Source organism: Ruegeria sp. O5 (assembly GCF_056535105.1).
Map to the genome: position 1 here is coordinate 111,978 of NZ_JBQERN010000005.1, position 13,268 is coordinate 125,245.

The window sequence follows — 13,268 nt, forward strand, 5'->3', positions numbered from 1 at the left end:
CAATGGCAAAAAGCAAAAAGGCCGGGGGTAAACCCGGCCTCGCTTGTGAACCTTCCGGTGTGATCAGCCCACGGCACGCTCGTCATCGGGGCGAAAACCGATCAGGTTGGACGCCGCGAAACGCCCGCCTCCGGCTTTCTCGATTTTACCATCGCGCAGCAACTGTCCAAAAGAACGCAGGCTTTCTTCGCGATTGAACTCGTCCTGTTTCAGTGAACGCACCTTGTTCATCAGCTGCGGGCGCGAAAACTGCTCCTGACCTTCGATGAAGGACAGATATGCGGCAGCCGCTTCCAGAAGATCAGGCAGCGATTGCGCACCCTGTTCCTGTGCAAACTGTGCGAAACCGCCTTCCTCCGATCCGGTTGCTTCCTGGTCTGCGGTGACACGACGTGGCGAGACCGGGCTTGCGGATGTTCCGTGTTCATCCACCCGCTGCTCGGCCACCAGCTTGAGCGGCGCTGGAGCTTCCGGTGCCGGACGCATGCTGGTTACCTTGATTTCGGGTCGCCGTGGGCTGACCACGGATGCCAGATCGCCGCGATATTCCCGGTCGGCCGCCTCTTCCGAGCGTGCCTGACCGTCGCGGTCGGCTTCGGTGGCTGCGACGGCGGTGCGCAAGTGCGAATAGGTTTCGCGCGCATCGCTGCTGCTGGGGTCATCCATATGCTCGCCGGTCTTTGCCATCAGGCGCGACATATCCTGATCGGGATCCGCATCGTCCGCCAGTTTTTGGCTCGAACGACCGGACAGGTGCTGTTCGATCTCGGAAATTTCGGTCAGCAGGTGCATTTCGTCGTCTGCCGTCAAAACACCCTGCGCCAGGTCTTCCTCGACCGGTTCATCGTCGGATTCAATTGCTACGTCTTCTACGTTGAGGATGTTGGGGGCATCCTCTTCGTCGAAATCGTCTTCGGCAACGTCTGCAAGATCAGCGAACAGAGGCTCGGCGGCGGTCTGATCCGCCACCGGTGTGTCTTCGATCTCGTCGATTTGCAAGGGCTGGGGGGTCAGGGGCGCCTGCAGGTCAACGTCTTCTTCGATCTGAGTTTCAGCAACTTCGGGGATCAGCGCATCAGCTGTCTCAGCCGCTTGCGGTTCTTCAGCTTCCTGATCCTGCATCTCGTCAATCGCAGGTGCCGCAGGCACTTCGGTTTCCTGGGCTTCAGGCTCTGTGGGCTCGGCAAAGTCTTCCGCGCTGAGCGCACCGGCCTCAAACGCGGCGGCCACTGCATCTACCGGGGGGGCGGTATTGGCCAACAGCGGTGAGTCTTCGTCTTCGGAATACTCGGCCGCGGGCACATCGGAATGAGAGACGACTGCGCGAATGCGTTGCAGTTTCGCCGCGATGCTGTCAGCGGCCGGGGGTGGGGTGTCCGCGACAGGTTCCGCTTCGGCGAACCCGGTCTGCGCAGGGGCCGGTTGTGGCTGAACGTGAGCGGGAGTTTCGGCAACATTGATCGTGGCCGTGTGCGGGGCCGGCTCTTCAGCAGCGACAGGGGTTTCGGTTGTCTGAGTGGCGCGCAGCAACAGGCCGGATTCGTTCTGACGGGCTTCGACGCGCTGCGACGCATCGCGCCGGGCGATGCGGGTCAGCATTTCGGCATCAGGTTGCGGGGGTTCCGAGCCGAAGTAACGGTCATCCGCTGCGAGATCGCGGAAATACTCGGCGATGGCTTTCATCGTTTCAAAGGAATCATCAAATCCTTCCAAAGTGCAGGAGAAGGTTCCATATGAAACGGTTAATACCTTGTTATTCTGTACCATCAGACGCACGTCCTTTACAAACTACGAGAGCCCACTTACCCGGAATCGGGAGCACACGAAGGCTCTGAACTTTATGCATGAACCTATCATTTTGTGGTCTTAATGTGTCCAAATCCGGGAAAAATGGCCAATCTTAGGAAAATCAAGCCAATTGTACGCTCTGCCGATCCAATTGGGTTGTTCGGAGGGGGATTTATCGGATCTGGAGACCTGAATCTGGTGCTGAATCGCGTCAATTCGGTCGTTGCCGCCGATGGCGGAGCGGACGTTTTGACAGAATCAGGCCGGATTCCCGATGCGGTGATTGGTGACTTCGATTCGCTGAGCCAAGCGACGCAAGCAAAAATTCCCGCGGATCGCCTGTTTGCCATCCGTGAACAGGACAGCACCGATTTCGACAAAGCTCTTCGCAATCTGCACGCTCCGCTGGTTCTTGGGGCCGGGTTTCTTGGCGGGCGACTTGATCATCAACTGGCCGTTCTGAACGTTCTGGTCCGGCGGCAGGATCAGGCCTGCATATTGCTGGGCGAACGTGAACTGGTTTTTCACGCGCCGCCAGAGATCAAGCTGCCGGTTGCACCCGGCGATGTGGTCTCGCTGTTTCCGATGCAGCCCGTGACGGGGCGCAGTACCGGGCTGGAATGGCCGATTGATGATCTGGCCTTTCGGCCGGACGGGCAGGTGGGAACATCCAACCGCGCATTGGCGCCTGTCGAGCTGAAGATGGATGGGCCGGGCCTGTTGGTGATGATCCCGCGCGCAGCGCTTGATCCGCTTATGCAGGTGTTTCTGTCGGAGCAGACCGGGCGCTGGCCCGCTCGCGCAGAATGACGTACAGGCCTGCGGCAATGGTGATGACGATGCCAGCCGCAGCCAATCCATCGGGCAGGTCGTTGAAAATCACCCATCCGATCAGGGTTGCAACCGGGATTTCCAGATATTGCATCGGGGCCAGAGTGGCAGACGGCGCATAGCGCAGCGACCACGTCATCAGCAGATGCGCGACCGTACCCAACACCCCGATCGCAATCAGCAGCCAGTTCAGATCGCTGGATGGCAGGGTCATCGAGAGCTCCTGAATGTTCATTTGCGTGCCAATCAGAAGGAGCGGTGCCAGAAGGATCGTCGCAAATACGCCGGACACAGCCTGCAACGACACCGGATCGGTCTCTTTCGCGACTTGCCGGGTGGCCAGCATGAACAAGGCAAAAACCACGGCAACGATCAGTGGCAGCAACGCAGGTGCACCCACCTCGGCAAAGCTGGGTTGAATGACCAGCAATGTGCCGATGAACCCAACGACGCAGGCGGCAAGACGGCGGGAACCGACCTCTTCCTCCAGAACATATTTGCCCAGCAGCAGCATGATGAATGGCATGACAAAGGCAATTGCAACGGCATCCGCCAAGGGCAGGAATTGCAGCGCGCTGAACATGGCCGAAATGCCGATGATATGCAGCAGCGTCCGTAGCAGGGTCAGCCGCAGGATGCGGCCGCGCATCCGCCAGGGTCGCCCCGTCACCGCAACCAGGGGGATCAGGATCACCGCTTGCACCGCGAAACGCACCATGACCAGCAGACCCAGCGGTGTGGTTTCACCCAACAGCTTCGCCATCGCATCCCCCAAGGGTGCGAGCACGCAAAAACCAAGCATCAAAAAGATGCCAAAGACGGGTCTGTCCTGGGTCATGAGCGCGACGCTATCTGTTTCGCGACGCAGAGGGAAGCGCTGTTGTCAGCGGTCGGGCAGGGGATGAACCTTGGTGTAATCCGGCCCGATGCAGGTGGGCAAACCATCCTCCAATTTCAGCCATTTCAGCTTTTCTTCATGCGCGACATGCAACGTAGGTTCCAGTGTGTCAGGAGAGTCCAGTGTCGCGACATAAAGGTGCATCACATCCGACATGGCGGTTGAACGGAAGGACATTGGCGTGCCGCAGTGCGGGCAGAAGCTGCGCTCGACACCGGGAGAGGAGTTGAAATGCTTGGGCTCTTCACCGGTCCACCGCCAATGGCCATCCCGAACTCCGAAATACGTTGTCATCGGCGCTGCGCATTGGCGACGGCAACTGTCGCAATGGCAGGTGACGCATGACAGTACCGGAGGGTCGACCTCGAACCGGATCTTGCCGCACAGACAATGTCCACGCATGTCGCCCCTCGCTTTCTGTTTCAGCAATTCGGTACGTTCACAGCCAGACCTCCCAGCGACGTTTCCTTGTATTTCTCATGCATGTCATGGCCGGTCTGGCGCATCGTCTCGATCACTGCGTCCAGCGGCACGAAATGCTGACCATCCCCGCGCAAGGCCAGCGAGGCGGCTGAGACCGCTTTGATGGCCCCCAGCCCGTTACGTTCGATACAAGGAACCTGAACCAAACCGGCAACAGGGTCGCAGGTCATGCCCAGATGATGCTCCAGCGCGATCTCAGCGGCATTTTCCACTTGCTCGGGGGTTCCCCCCATCACGGCGCAAAGCCCGGCTGCCGCCATGGCAGCCGCGCTGCCAACTTCGGCCTGACATCCCGCTTCGGCACCCGAGATCGAGGCGTTGTATTTCACCAACCCGCCAATGGCCGCTGCGGTCAGCAGGAAATCTTCGATATGGCTTTCGGACGCGCCCGGTACGTGATCCAGGTAATAGCGCAGAACAGCGGGCAGAACACCTGCGGCCCCGTTGGTGGGCGCGGTGACAACCTGCCCGCCCGCCGCGTTTTCCTCGTTGACCGCCATGGCATAGACGCTCATCCAGTCGTTGATCGTGTGCGGCGCGGTCAGGTTCATGCCGCGTTCGGCCATCAGCGCATCATAGATGCCTTTCGCGCGGCGGCGCACTTTCAAACCACCCGGAAGGATGCCGTCAGTGGTCAAGCCACGTTCGATACAGGCATTCATGACGTCCCACAAACGGGCCGATCCTTTCGCGAAACTGTCGGCGCAGCCCCGCGCGATCTCGTTTGCGCGCTTCATCCCGGCTATGGTCTTGCCACTGGATTTGGCCATCTCAAGCATTTCTGCGGCGGATTTGAACGGGAACGGGACCGGGTCGCCTTCATCGGTGTCTTTCCCTTCGGCCAGTTCTTCCTCGGTCAGGACAAAGCCGCCGCCGATCGAATAAAACACCTGCCGCAGGATGACATCGCCCTGTGCGTCGGTAGCCATCAGGATCATCCCGTTGGCGTGCCCGGGCAAATTGTTGTCGTAGTCAAAAATCAGATCCGCCTTGGGATCGAAATGAAGCGTCGGCAGGCCTTCGGGCGTTACGGTGTGCGTGCGTGCGATATCGGCCAGCGCGGCCTCGGCCTTTTCGTTGTCATAGGTGTCGGGAACAAAGCCCGCCAGACCCAGAATGGTCGCCCGATCGGTCGCGTGGCCGACGCCGGTGAAGGCCAGCGAGCCGTGCAGCGAACCTTTCAGGCCCGTAAATTCAAAGGGGGACGCGCGCATCATGTCCAGAAAGCGCGCCGCGGCCACCATCGGGCCCATTGTGTGTGATGAAGACGGGCCAATGCCCACTTTGAACATATCGAAGACAGATAGGAACATATCAGATAGCCGAGCCTTCCGGGGGATTAGCGTAAGTAGGGGATGTGAAGGGTGTAACGCCCAAACCTTCCGCAGCGATTGCCGAACGGGTGGCGGGGCATGTCTCAAGGTGCAGAAGAACTTTCTGCAGATGCGGCGTGTCGGCCAGTTGATACCAGCTACGGTTAGCACTTACGGGGTACAGGGCCATCCAGCGCATCATGCAGGCGACATAATAGGTCAGAACCGATGGGACACCTGCGCGAAACCACTCAGGCCCGCGTTGCGCCAGCGCATCCAGCAGCCGCAGGTGCTGCAGCAACCGGGGTCGGATGCCCGCGCGCAGCGTGTCGGCCTGTGAGGCGTCTATGTATTTTTCAGCGTAGAACAGGATGCGCAGATCCGCATGCAACGTGTTGGACGCAAAAAACAGCCATTTCAGAAATCCGGCGCGTTCAGGATCATCCGCCGTCGGGGCAAGTTGACCATGGCGCTCCGTCAGCCAAAGCAGGATCGCCGCGGTTTCAAAGATCGGGCCCTGCGGCGTTTCCAGAACCGGGATCAGCCCGTTGGGATTAAGCGACCGATACGCGTCGCTGTCCTGCTCGTTCTGGCGGCGGTCCACCAGCACCGTTTCATAAGCCACGCCCATCTCGTCCAGCGCCAGCCGGATCACCAGCGAGGCGTTGTCAGGGGCATAGTGCAGGCGGTACGGGGTCAACATGCGCGCAACTTACAGCGCAAAGATGTGGGTGTAAGACATGATTGCGACTTTTCCGACAGGAAACGCGTAGTCCTGAGACATCTTAACGCCTGTCGGATCGCAAAATGGGGTCGCAGTCGCCTGACGCATTCCCTATAACTCCGTCAGAATAAACTGGGAAAGCTGCTATGACCAGAGATCTGTCGCCAATCGACACCGCGAAATATGTTGCCGCGTACCGTGCCGCCGACATGGTCGAAGACGGGATGCGCGTGGGCCTTGGCACAGGATCGACAGCCGCCTGGCTGGTGCGCCGTCTGGGTGAACGGGTGCGCGAAGACGGCCTGCGGATTAAGGGTGTTCCAACCTCGACCCGCACGGCGCAGCTTGCCCGCGAGGTTGGTATTGACGTCATTTCACTGGATCAGGCCGGTTGGCTGGACATGACCATCGACGGCGCGGATGAGTTCGATCAGGACCTGAACCTGATCAAGGGGGGCGGCGGTGCGCATTTGCAGGAAAAGATTGTGGCCACGGCCAGCGATCAGATGATCGTCATCGCCGATGCAGGCAAAGAAGTTGAAACTCTGGGGGCCTTTCCACTGCCTGTCGAGGTCATTCCCTTTGGCTGGCAGACAACGCGCACATTGATCGAGGAAGCCCTGGATACAATGGATGTACTTGGAACGTCCTCGGCGCTGCGCATGAATGGTGAGGCCCCGTTTGTAACCGATGAGGGCAACCACATCCTTGACCTGCACCTCAAGCGCATCGGCAACCCGCGCCAGATGGCGCTGATCCTGAACCAGGTGCCCGGTGTTGTGGAAAATGGCCTGTTCATCGACATCTGCGACAAGGTCGTGATCGGCCATGGCGATGGCCGGGTCGAGCTGCGGGATATCAACGCGGGCACGGTCGAACTGGATCAACTGCTCAGCGGGTCGCGCGACAATCTGTTCTCCGATTTTTCGGACTGAGTTTCGTGCAGTTCCGTTCGGCAAGTGGCTATGAAAGTTCGAATTTTCCGCGCCGGGGGTTGGCACAGGCTTTTTTACGCCCAGATATCCAGAGAATTTTGAAAGTTGAACGAAGGAACCCGGCATGAGCTTTGACTATGATCTTTTTGTCATCGGCGGAGGTTCGGGCGGGGTCCGCGCGGCGCGTGTTGCGGCGGGCGAAACCGGCGCCAAGGTCGCGCTGGCCGAAGAAGACCGGTATGGCGGCACCTGTGTGATCCGGGGCTGCGTGCCAAAGAAGCTGATGGTCTTTGCCAGCGAATACTCGGGCATGGTCGGGGATGCGCAGGCCTATGGCTGGGACATTCAGCCAGGCGCGTTCAACTGGAACACTTTCCACGGCAAGCTGTTGGCCGAGCTTGATCGGTTGGAAGGGATATATCGCAATATCCTGAAGAACAACGGCGTCGAAAGCTTTGACCAGCGTGCGCGCCTTGTGGATGCCCACACGGTCGAGCTGACCGATGGAACCCGCAAAACCGCCAAACACATTCTGATCGCCACTGGCGGTCGCCCGGTTGTTCCGGATTTTCCGGGCTCGGAACTGGCGATTACGTCGAACGAGATATTCCATCTGGGTAAGCTGCCAGAAAGCATCCTGATCGTAGGAGGCGGTTATATCGCCTGTGAATTTGCCGGGATCATGAACGGGCTGGGGGTCAGGACGACTCAATTTTATCGCGGCGCACAGATCCTTCGGGGTTTTGATGACGAGGCGCGTGGACTGATCAGCGAAGAAATGTGCCAGAACGGCATCGACCTGCATCTGGGCACCAATGTGCTTGAGATGAAAAAGCAAGGCGACAAGATCTGGGTCAAGGCCACCAACGGCTCCGAGCAGAGTTTTGATGTGGTGATGTATGCCACGGGCCGTGCGCCGAATGCCGATAACCTTGGGTTGGAGGCTTTGGGCGTTGAACGCGGTCGTAAGGGCGAGATCATCGTGGATGAATACAGCCAGACCGCCGTTCCCTCGATCTTTGCCATTGGCGATGTGACCGATCGGGTGAACCTGACCCCGGTCGCGATCCGCGAGGGGATGGCTTTTGTGGAAACCGTATTCAAAGGCAATCCGACACCGGTGGATCACGACTTGATCCCGACTGCGATCTTCACTCAGCCTGAGATGGGTACCGTAGGCCTCAGCGAAGAAGAGGCGGCAGCGCAGGAACCAATCGAGGTCTATGCCACATCTTTCAAGCCGATGCAGAAATCTTTTGCTGGCGGCACGCAGCGGGTGCTGATGAAACTCATCGTCTCTCAGGCGACGCGCAAGGTGTTGGGTTGCCATATTGTCGCCCCCGGTGCCGGCGAGATGATCCAGCTGGCGGGAATCGCCGTAAAGATGGGCGCGACCAAGGAAGATTTTGACCGTACGGTTGCAGTTCACCCGGTCATGGCCGAAGAACTGGTGACAATGCGGCAACCTGTGCGCACGGCTTGATTTGCAAGCGCGCGCACACACGTTACAAGGGAACCCGTGATCACACGGTCCAAAACGAAGGAAAAGATACTTATGGCGGGCAACAGCGGCGGCCCCTGGGGGGGCGGAGGCTCATCCGGTGGCGGAGGAAATCGGGGTAACAACGGGGACGGGCGCAAGCCCCCCGAAAGCGATGGCCCGCATATCCCCGAGATCGACGAACTGATGAAAAAAGGCCAGGAACAGCTGCGCGTCCTCATGGGCGGCCGTGGCGGCGGTGGCCGTGGCGGTAGCGGTGATCAGGGCGGTGGCGGTCCGGCCTTTACCAAGGGCACAGTTGCGATTGGCCTTGTTGCAGCTGCAGTAGTCTGGGGGCTTGCGAGCTTTTATACTGTCAAACCCGAAGAACAGTCTGTCGAACTGTTTCTGGGCGAATTCTCGGCCGTCGGCAATCCGGGCCTGAACTTTGCGCCATGGCCGTTTGTAACCGCCGAGGTCATACCGGTGACCCGCGAACAGAACGAAGACATGGGTGGCGCGCGTGGTAGCGACGATGGCCTGATGCTGACCGGCGACGAGAATGTGGTCGACATAGATTATCAGGTTGTCTGGAACATCAACGACCCGGCCAAGTACCTGTTTAATCTGCGTGATCCGCGCCAGACGATCCGAGCCGTGTCCGAATCCGCGATGCGTGAGATCATTGCGCAAAGCGAGCTTGCACCGATCCTTAACCGTGATCGCGGCGTAATCGCCGACCGTTTGCAGGTGCTGATTCAGGATACAATGGACAGCTACGATTCGGGTGTGAACATCATTCGCGTCAACTTTGACAAAGCCGACCCGCCACAGGACGTGATCGCCTCCTTCCGCGATGTCCAGGCTGCCGCGCAAGAACGTGACCGGTTGCAGAACGTGGCAGACGCTTATGCCAACCGTGTGCTGGCCGAGGCACGCGGTGAAGCCGCACAGATTCTGGAAGAGGCTGAAGGGTACCGCGCCCAACAAATCAATAGTGCTCAGGGTGAGGCCAGCCGCTTTAGCGCGGTTCTGGAAGAATACTCCAAGGCACCGGACGTGACTCGCAAGCGTCTGTACTTGGAGCGGATGGAACAGATTTTGGGTGACGTCGACAAGATCATTCTAGACCCGAGTTCGAGTGGACAAGGGCAGGGCGTCGTGCCCTACCTGCCGCTGAATGAGCTGCGCCGTAGTCCTTCTGGGGAGAGCAACTGATGCGTAAGACGACATTTATTTTGCCGATCGTTTTCATCGCGGTAGTCGGTGTTCTTTCCTCGATTTTCATCGTGGACGAGCGCGAACGTGCTCTGGTTCTACAATTTGGCCGCGTTGTCGCGGTGAAGGAGGAGCCAGGTCTGGCGTTCAAGATACCGGTGATTCAAGAAGTAGTGCGCTATGACAACCGCATCCTGTCCATCGATGTCCACCCGCTGGAAGTTACTCCGCTGGATGATCGTCGTCTGGTGGTTGATGCGTTTGCGCGTTATCGAATTTCTGATCTGGAACAGTTCCGTCAGGCCGTTGGCGTCGGTGGTATCCCGGTGGCCGAGGATCGTCTGGACCGCATTCTGCGTGCTGAAACCCGCGAAGTACTGGGTTCGGTTTCCTCGCGTGACATCCTCAGCTCGGACCGTGCAGCCTTGATGCTGCGCATTCGAAATAGCGCGATTGCCGAAGCGCAGGCGTTAGGCGTCACCGTAATCGACGTGCGCCTGAAAGCGACCGACTTGCCGCAGGCCAACCTTGAGGCCACATTTGACAGGATGAAGGCCGAGCGGGAACGTGAAGCGACAGATGAACGCGCACGTGGTAACGAGGCGGCGCAACGTGTGCGCGCGCAGGCTGACCGGACTGTGGTTGAACTGGTGTCGGATGCGCGCCGTGAGGCTGAGATCACCCGCGGTGAAGCCGACGCCGAACGCAACGCGATCTTTGCCGAAGCTTATAGCGCCGATCCGGAGTTCTTTGAATTTTACCGCTCGTTGACGGCCTATCAGAATGCGCTGCAAGGCGGTAACAGCTCGCTGGTGTTGAGCCCGGATTCCGAATTTTTCAATTACCTGGGTTCACCCACAGGGCGGAGTGTTCCGGCGGCTCCGGTCTCTGAATAATGGGCATGATCCTTCTGGCCTTCGGGCTGGTACTGATTGTCGAGGGGCTGGCCTATGCGCTGGCCCCTTCGCTTATCGAGCGGATGCTGGAGGCGTTGCGCGCCATGCCCGAACAGGCCCGGCGTCTGGCCGGGTTGCTTTGTGTTGTCAGTGGTTTGATCCTGCTCTGGGGGGCATATCAACTGGGCTTTTGACGGGGCGGTTTCACGTGCGGGTGATTTCCCTGCGATCCCGAGTTGCTCACCGGGTTAAACTGACTACATTGGAAACTAAGAAAGGCCGAAACAGGCCTTGGCAAGATTGTCGACAAGGAGAGCTCAAGTGCAGGCGAAAGCGCGCAGTTTATCCGTCCGGTGGGACGACGTGAGTGTTTGGATGCGGCTGTTGTGGCTGGCCTTTGCCGGTACGCTGCTTGTGCTGGCGCAGTCGGTTTCCGCTCAGGCCAGAGGCGAAAGCCTGGCGCCCTTGGCCGAAAAGATCAGCCCGGCCGTGGTGAACATCACCACAAGCACCCTGATCGAAGGTCAGACAGGTCCGCAGGGCATCGTGCCCGAGGGGTCTCCGTTCGAGGATTTCTTTCGCGAGTTTCAGGATCGCAACGGCGGCAATGACAACGGCCCGCCCCGACGCAGCAACGCCCTTGGGTCGGGTTTTGTGATCTCTGAAGATGGTTACATTGTCACCAACAATCACGTCATTGCGGAAGCTGATGAAATCCTTGTGGAATTCTTCCCCGGCGACGGGCAGCCCAAAAAAGAACTGGTGGCCAAGGTCATCGGAACCGATGAGAAAACCGATATCGCGCTGCTCAAGGTCGAAGCGTCCGGCCCCTTGAAATACGTGCAATTCGGCGACAGCGACGTGGCGCGTGTGGGTGATTGGGTTATTGCCATGGGCAACCCGCTTGGTCAGGGCTTTTCTGTATCCGCTGGTATCGTATCCGCCCGCAACCGGGCGCTCAGCGGATCTTATGACGACTACATCCAGACGGATGCGGCGATCAACCGGGGCAACTCGGGCGGTCCGTTGTTCAACATGGACGGCGAAGTGATCGGCGTGAACACCGCCATCCTGTCGCCCAACGGTGGCTCGATCGGCATCGGCTTTTCGATGGCGTCGAACGTGGTAGTGAAGGTTGTCGATCAGCTGCGCGAGTTTGGTGAAACCCGGCGCGGCTGGCTGGGTGTCCGCATTCAGGACGTGACCGAGGACATGGCCGAGGCGATGGGGCTGGAAAAACCCGGCGGCGCGCTGATCAGCGATGTCCCGGAAGGCCCCGCCCAAGAGGCCGGTCTGAAAGCGGGCGACGTGATCATCAGCTTTGACGGCGTCGAAGTCGAAGACACCCGAGGTCTGGTCCGTCAGGTCGGCGAAACAGAAGTCGGCAAAGCCGTTCGGGTCATTGTGCACCGCGATGGCGGCACACAGACAATTCTGGTCACGCTGGGACGCCGCGAAGACGCAGAAAGCAAAGAAGATGACGAAGAAGAAACGCAGGATGCTCCGGTCGAAGAAAACGCCGATATTCTCGGGCTGACCATCTCCCCGCTCACAGATACGCTGCGCGCGGATATGGGATTGGATGCAGATGCCCAAGGTCTGGTGATTTCGAATGTCGATGAAGCGTCTGAGGCTTACGCGAAAGGGTTGCGCGCGGGTGACCTGATCACGGAAGCGGGTCAGCAGAAAGTGGAAACCATCGCGGACCTGGAAGCCAGAATGGACCAATCGCGAGAGGCTGGGCGGAAATCCCTGCTGCTTTTGGTCCGCAGGGGGGGCGAGCCGCGATTTGTGGCGCTAAGCCTGGAAGAGTGATTTGAAAAGGCCGGGACAAGCGCCCGGCCTTTTTCATTGCCTGAACACCTGAAGAGGCATGCAGAAAGAAAATGAGCCATACGCAGTAATTGCGTATGGCTCAGATACAGGGAGAGATCAGTGGACAGATATCGGGGATGATTCTCTGACCTCCTACGGTAACAACTTCACCTTAGGTCAACACAAACCCTCTCGTATGTGAACCAGATCACACTGGTTCAGATAAGTTCGGAATCGGCCAGTTCCCGCAAAGCATCGAAATCCTGAATCAGCAACCCGCCGCGCGAGGATTCGACAATATTGTCGCGTTTCCAGATCGAGATTGTCTTGGAAACGGCCTCGCGCGTGGCCCCGACAAATTCGGCAAGTTCGCTCTGCGACAGGGTGATGCGCTGCGTCGGGTCGTCCTGCAATTCCGAAAGATGCAACAGCTTTCGGGCCAGTCGAATGGGCATGGGCAAAAAGACCTGCTCGTTCAGCTGCAACCCCATCCATCGCATCCGCAGCCCGGCCAACCGGATCAGATCCACGGCAAGGTCAGGCTGTTTTCTGATCTGGTTCATGACGTCATTGCGACGCACACGCAGGACGCGCGATGGCTCGGCCGCGGCAATAGTCGCCGTACGCGGGCCGTTGTCAAATAGAGCAATCTCGCCAAAAACTTCACCTGGGCGCATCAGCGTCAATGTCAGTTTCCGGCCGCTCATCGCCAGAAAGGACACTTCAAGCGTGCCTTCCAGAATGGCATAGAGCGAATCCCCTTCATCGCCTTGTTCGAAAAGGGTTTCTCCTTGAGCCAGCGAGATGTCGGTCGCCTGCGCCGAAAGCATCTCTCTAAGCCCGTCGGAGGCTTCGGAAAGGAAGCCGCTGGTGGGAAAGGCCGTCAT

Annotated in this window: 13 protein-coding genes; 7 read left to right on the forward strand and 6 right to left on the reverse strand. The window is 58.9% G+C overall.

The genetic code is table 11. The features are described from left to right. Positions 1-63: 63 nt before the first annotated feature. A complete protein-coding gene (locus tag ACR0M3_RS09610; protein WP_480481532.1) occupies positions 64-1,767 on the reverse strand; it encodes an RNA polymerase sigma factor in 1,704 nt (567 codons plus the stop codon). 219 nt (positions 1,768-1,986) lie between these two features. On the opposite strand from ACR0M3_RS09610, the gene ACR0M3_RS09615 reads away from it, so the two are divergent. Then, positions 1,987-2,598 carry a thiamine diphosphokinase gene (locus ACR0M3_RS09615; protein WP_480910450.1) on the forward strand — a complete coding sequence of 204 codons (612 nt, stop codon included), beginning with the start codon at positions 1,987-1,989 and terminating at the stop codon, positions 2,596-2,598. Here the strand turns inward: ACR0M3_RS09615 and ACR0M3_RS09620 are convergent. Genes ACR0M3_RS09620 through ACR0M3_RS09635 form a run of 4 tightly spaced genes read right to left on the reverse strand, consistent with a single transcriptional unit; the run spans position 2,543 to position 6,016 of the window. Beyond that, positions 2,543-3,457, reverse strand: coding sequence for a DMT family transporter (locus ACR0M3_RS09620; RefSeq protein WP_480910452.1), 915 nt, complete (start codon positions 3,455-3,457; stop codon positions 2,543-2,545). The two genes, ACR0M3_RS09615 and ACR0M3_RS09620, sit on opposite strands and share 56 nt — an antisense overlap. 45 nt (positions 3,458-3,502) lie before the next feature. Then, positions 3,503-3,919: a GFA family protein gene (locus tag ACR0M3_RS09625; protein ID WP_480481526.1), complete on the reverse strand. Its 417-nt coding sequence runs from the start codon at positions 3,917-3,919 to the stop codon at positions 3,503-3,505. 20 nt (positions 3,920-3,939) lie between these two features. Beyond that, the gene (locus ACR0M3_RS09630; protein ID WP_480481524.1) at positions 3,940-5,313 is read right to left on the reverse strand and encodes an L-serine ammonia-lyase; all 1,374 of its coding nucleotides are present in this window, start codon (positions 5,311-5,313) and stop codon (positions 3,940-3,942) included. Between the two features lies 1 nt (position 5,314). Further along, the gene (locus ACR0M3_RS09635) at positions 5,315-6,016 is read right to left on the reverse strand and encodes a glutathione S-transferase family protein (protein ID WP_480604141.1); all 702 of its coding nucleotides are present in this window, start codon (positions 6,014-6,016) and stop codon (positions 5,315-5,317) included. A 167-nt stretch (positions 6,017-6,183) separates the two neighbouring features. On the opposite strand from ACR0M3_RS09635, the gene rpiA reads away from it, so the two are divergent. The 6 genes from rpiA (at position 6,184) to ACR0M3_RS09665 (ending at position 12,381) form a co-directional block, all read left to right on the forward strand. Next, positions 6,184-6,972: a ribose-5-phosphate isomerase RpiA gene (gene rpiA / locus ACR0M3_RS09640; RefSeq protein WP_209504279.1), complete on the forward strand. Its 789-nt coding sequence runs from the start codon at positions 6,184-6,186 to the stop codon at positions 6,970-6,972. A 124-nt stretch (positions 6,973-7,096) separates the two neighbouring features. Further along, positions 7,097-8,455, forward strand: a complete 1,359-nt coding sequence (gor, locus tag ACR0M3_RS09645) for a glutathione-disulfide reductase (protein ID WP_480910455.1) — start codon at positions 7,097-7,099, stop codon at positions 8,453-8,455. Between the two features lie 72 nt (positions 8,456-8,527). Continuing rightward, positions 8,528-9,670, forward strand: a complete 1,143-nt coding sequence (gene hflK, locus ACR0M3_RS09650) for an FtsH protease activity modulator HflK (RefSeq protein ID WP_480481516.1) — start codon at positions 8,528-8,530, stop codon at positions 9,668-9,670. Continuing rightward, entirely contained in the window at positions 9,670-10,566 is an 897-nt protein-coding gene (hflC, locus tag ACR0M3_RS09655) for a protease modulator HflC (RefSeq protein WP_480476482.1), read from the forward strand. The genes hflK and hflC overlap by 1 nt, the downstream gene beginning before the upstream one ends. Then, positions 10,566-10,760 (forward strand): DUF2065 domain-containing protein, encoded by a 195-nt coding sequence (locus ACR0M3_RS09660; RefSeq protein ID WP_267363999.1) that lies wholly within the window; start codon positions 10,566-10,568, stop codon positions 10,758-10,760. The genes hflC and ACR0M3_RS09660 overlap by 1 nt, the downstream gene beginning before the upstream one ends. A 127-nt stretch (positions 10,761-10,887) precedes the next feature. Continuing rightward, complete coding sequence (locus tag ACR0M3_RS09665) at positions 10,888-12,381, forward strand: DegQ family serine endoprotease (RefSeq protein ID WP_480486035.1); 1,494 nt, start codon at positions 10,888-10,890, stop codon at positions 12,379-12,381. A gap of 218 nt (positions 12,382-12,599) precedes the next feature. Here the strand turns inward: ACR0M3_RS09665 and ACR0M3_RS09670 are convergent, their stop codons facing one another. Continuing rightward, positions 12,600-13,268 carry a Crp/Fnr family transcriptional regulator gene (locus tag ACR0M3_RS09670; protein WP_480481510.1) on the reverse strand — a complete coding sequence of 223 codons (669 nt, stop codon included), beginning with the start codon at positions 13,266-13,268 and terminating at the stop codon, positions 12,600-12,602.

What these genes read in the sequence shown, in the direction of transcription:
- ACR0M3_RS09610 (WP_480481532.1), bottom strand. Translation starts at nt 1,767, where the DNA reads ATGGTACAGAATAACAAGGTATTAACCGTTTCATATGGAACCTTCTCC.
- ACR0M3_RS09620 (WP_480910452.1), bottom strand. Translation starts at nt 3,457, where the DNA reads ATGACCCAGGACAGACCCGTCTTTGGCATCTTTTTGATGCTTGGTTTT.
- ACR0M3_RS09625 (WP_480481526.1), bottom strand. Translation starts at nt 3,919, where the DNA reads ATGCGTGGACATTGTCTGTGCGGCAAGATCCGGTTCGAGGTCGACCCT.
- ACR0M3_RS09630 (WP_480481524.1), bottom strand. Translation starts at nt 5,313, where the DNA reads ATGTTCCTATCTGTCTTCGATATGTTCAAAGTGGGCATTGGCCCGTCT.
- ACR0M3_RS09635 (WP_480604141.1), bottom strand. Translation starts at nt 6,016, where the DNA reads ATGTTGACCCCGTACCGCCTGCACTATGCCCCTGACAACGCCTCGCTG.
- rpiA (WP_209504279.1), top strand. Translation starts at nt 6,184, where the DNA reads ATGACCAGAGATCTGTCGCCAATCGACACCGCGAAATATGTTGCCGCG.
- gor (WP_480910455.1), top strand. Translation starts at nt 7,097, where the DNA reads ATGAGCTTTGACTATGATCTTTTTGTCATCGGCGGAGGTTCGGGCGGG.
- hflK (WP_480481516.1), top strand. Translation starts at nt 8,528, where the DNA reads ATGGCGGGCAACAGCGGCGGCCCCTGGGGGGGCGGAGGCTCATCCGGT.
- hflC (WP_480476482.1), top strand. Translation starts at nt 9,670, where the DNA reads ATGCGTAAGACGACATTTATTTTGCCGATCGTTTTCATCGCGGTAGTC.
- ACR0M3_RS09660 (WP_267363999.1), top strand. Translation starts at nt 10,566, where the DNA reads ATGGGCATGATCCTTCTGGCCTTCGGGCTGGTACTGATTGTCGAGGGG.
- ACR0M3_RS09670 (WP_480481510.1), bottom strand. Translation starts at nt 13,268, where the DNA reads ATGACGGCCTTTCCCACCAGCGGCTTCCTTTCCGAAGCCTCCGACGGG.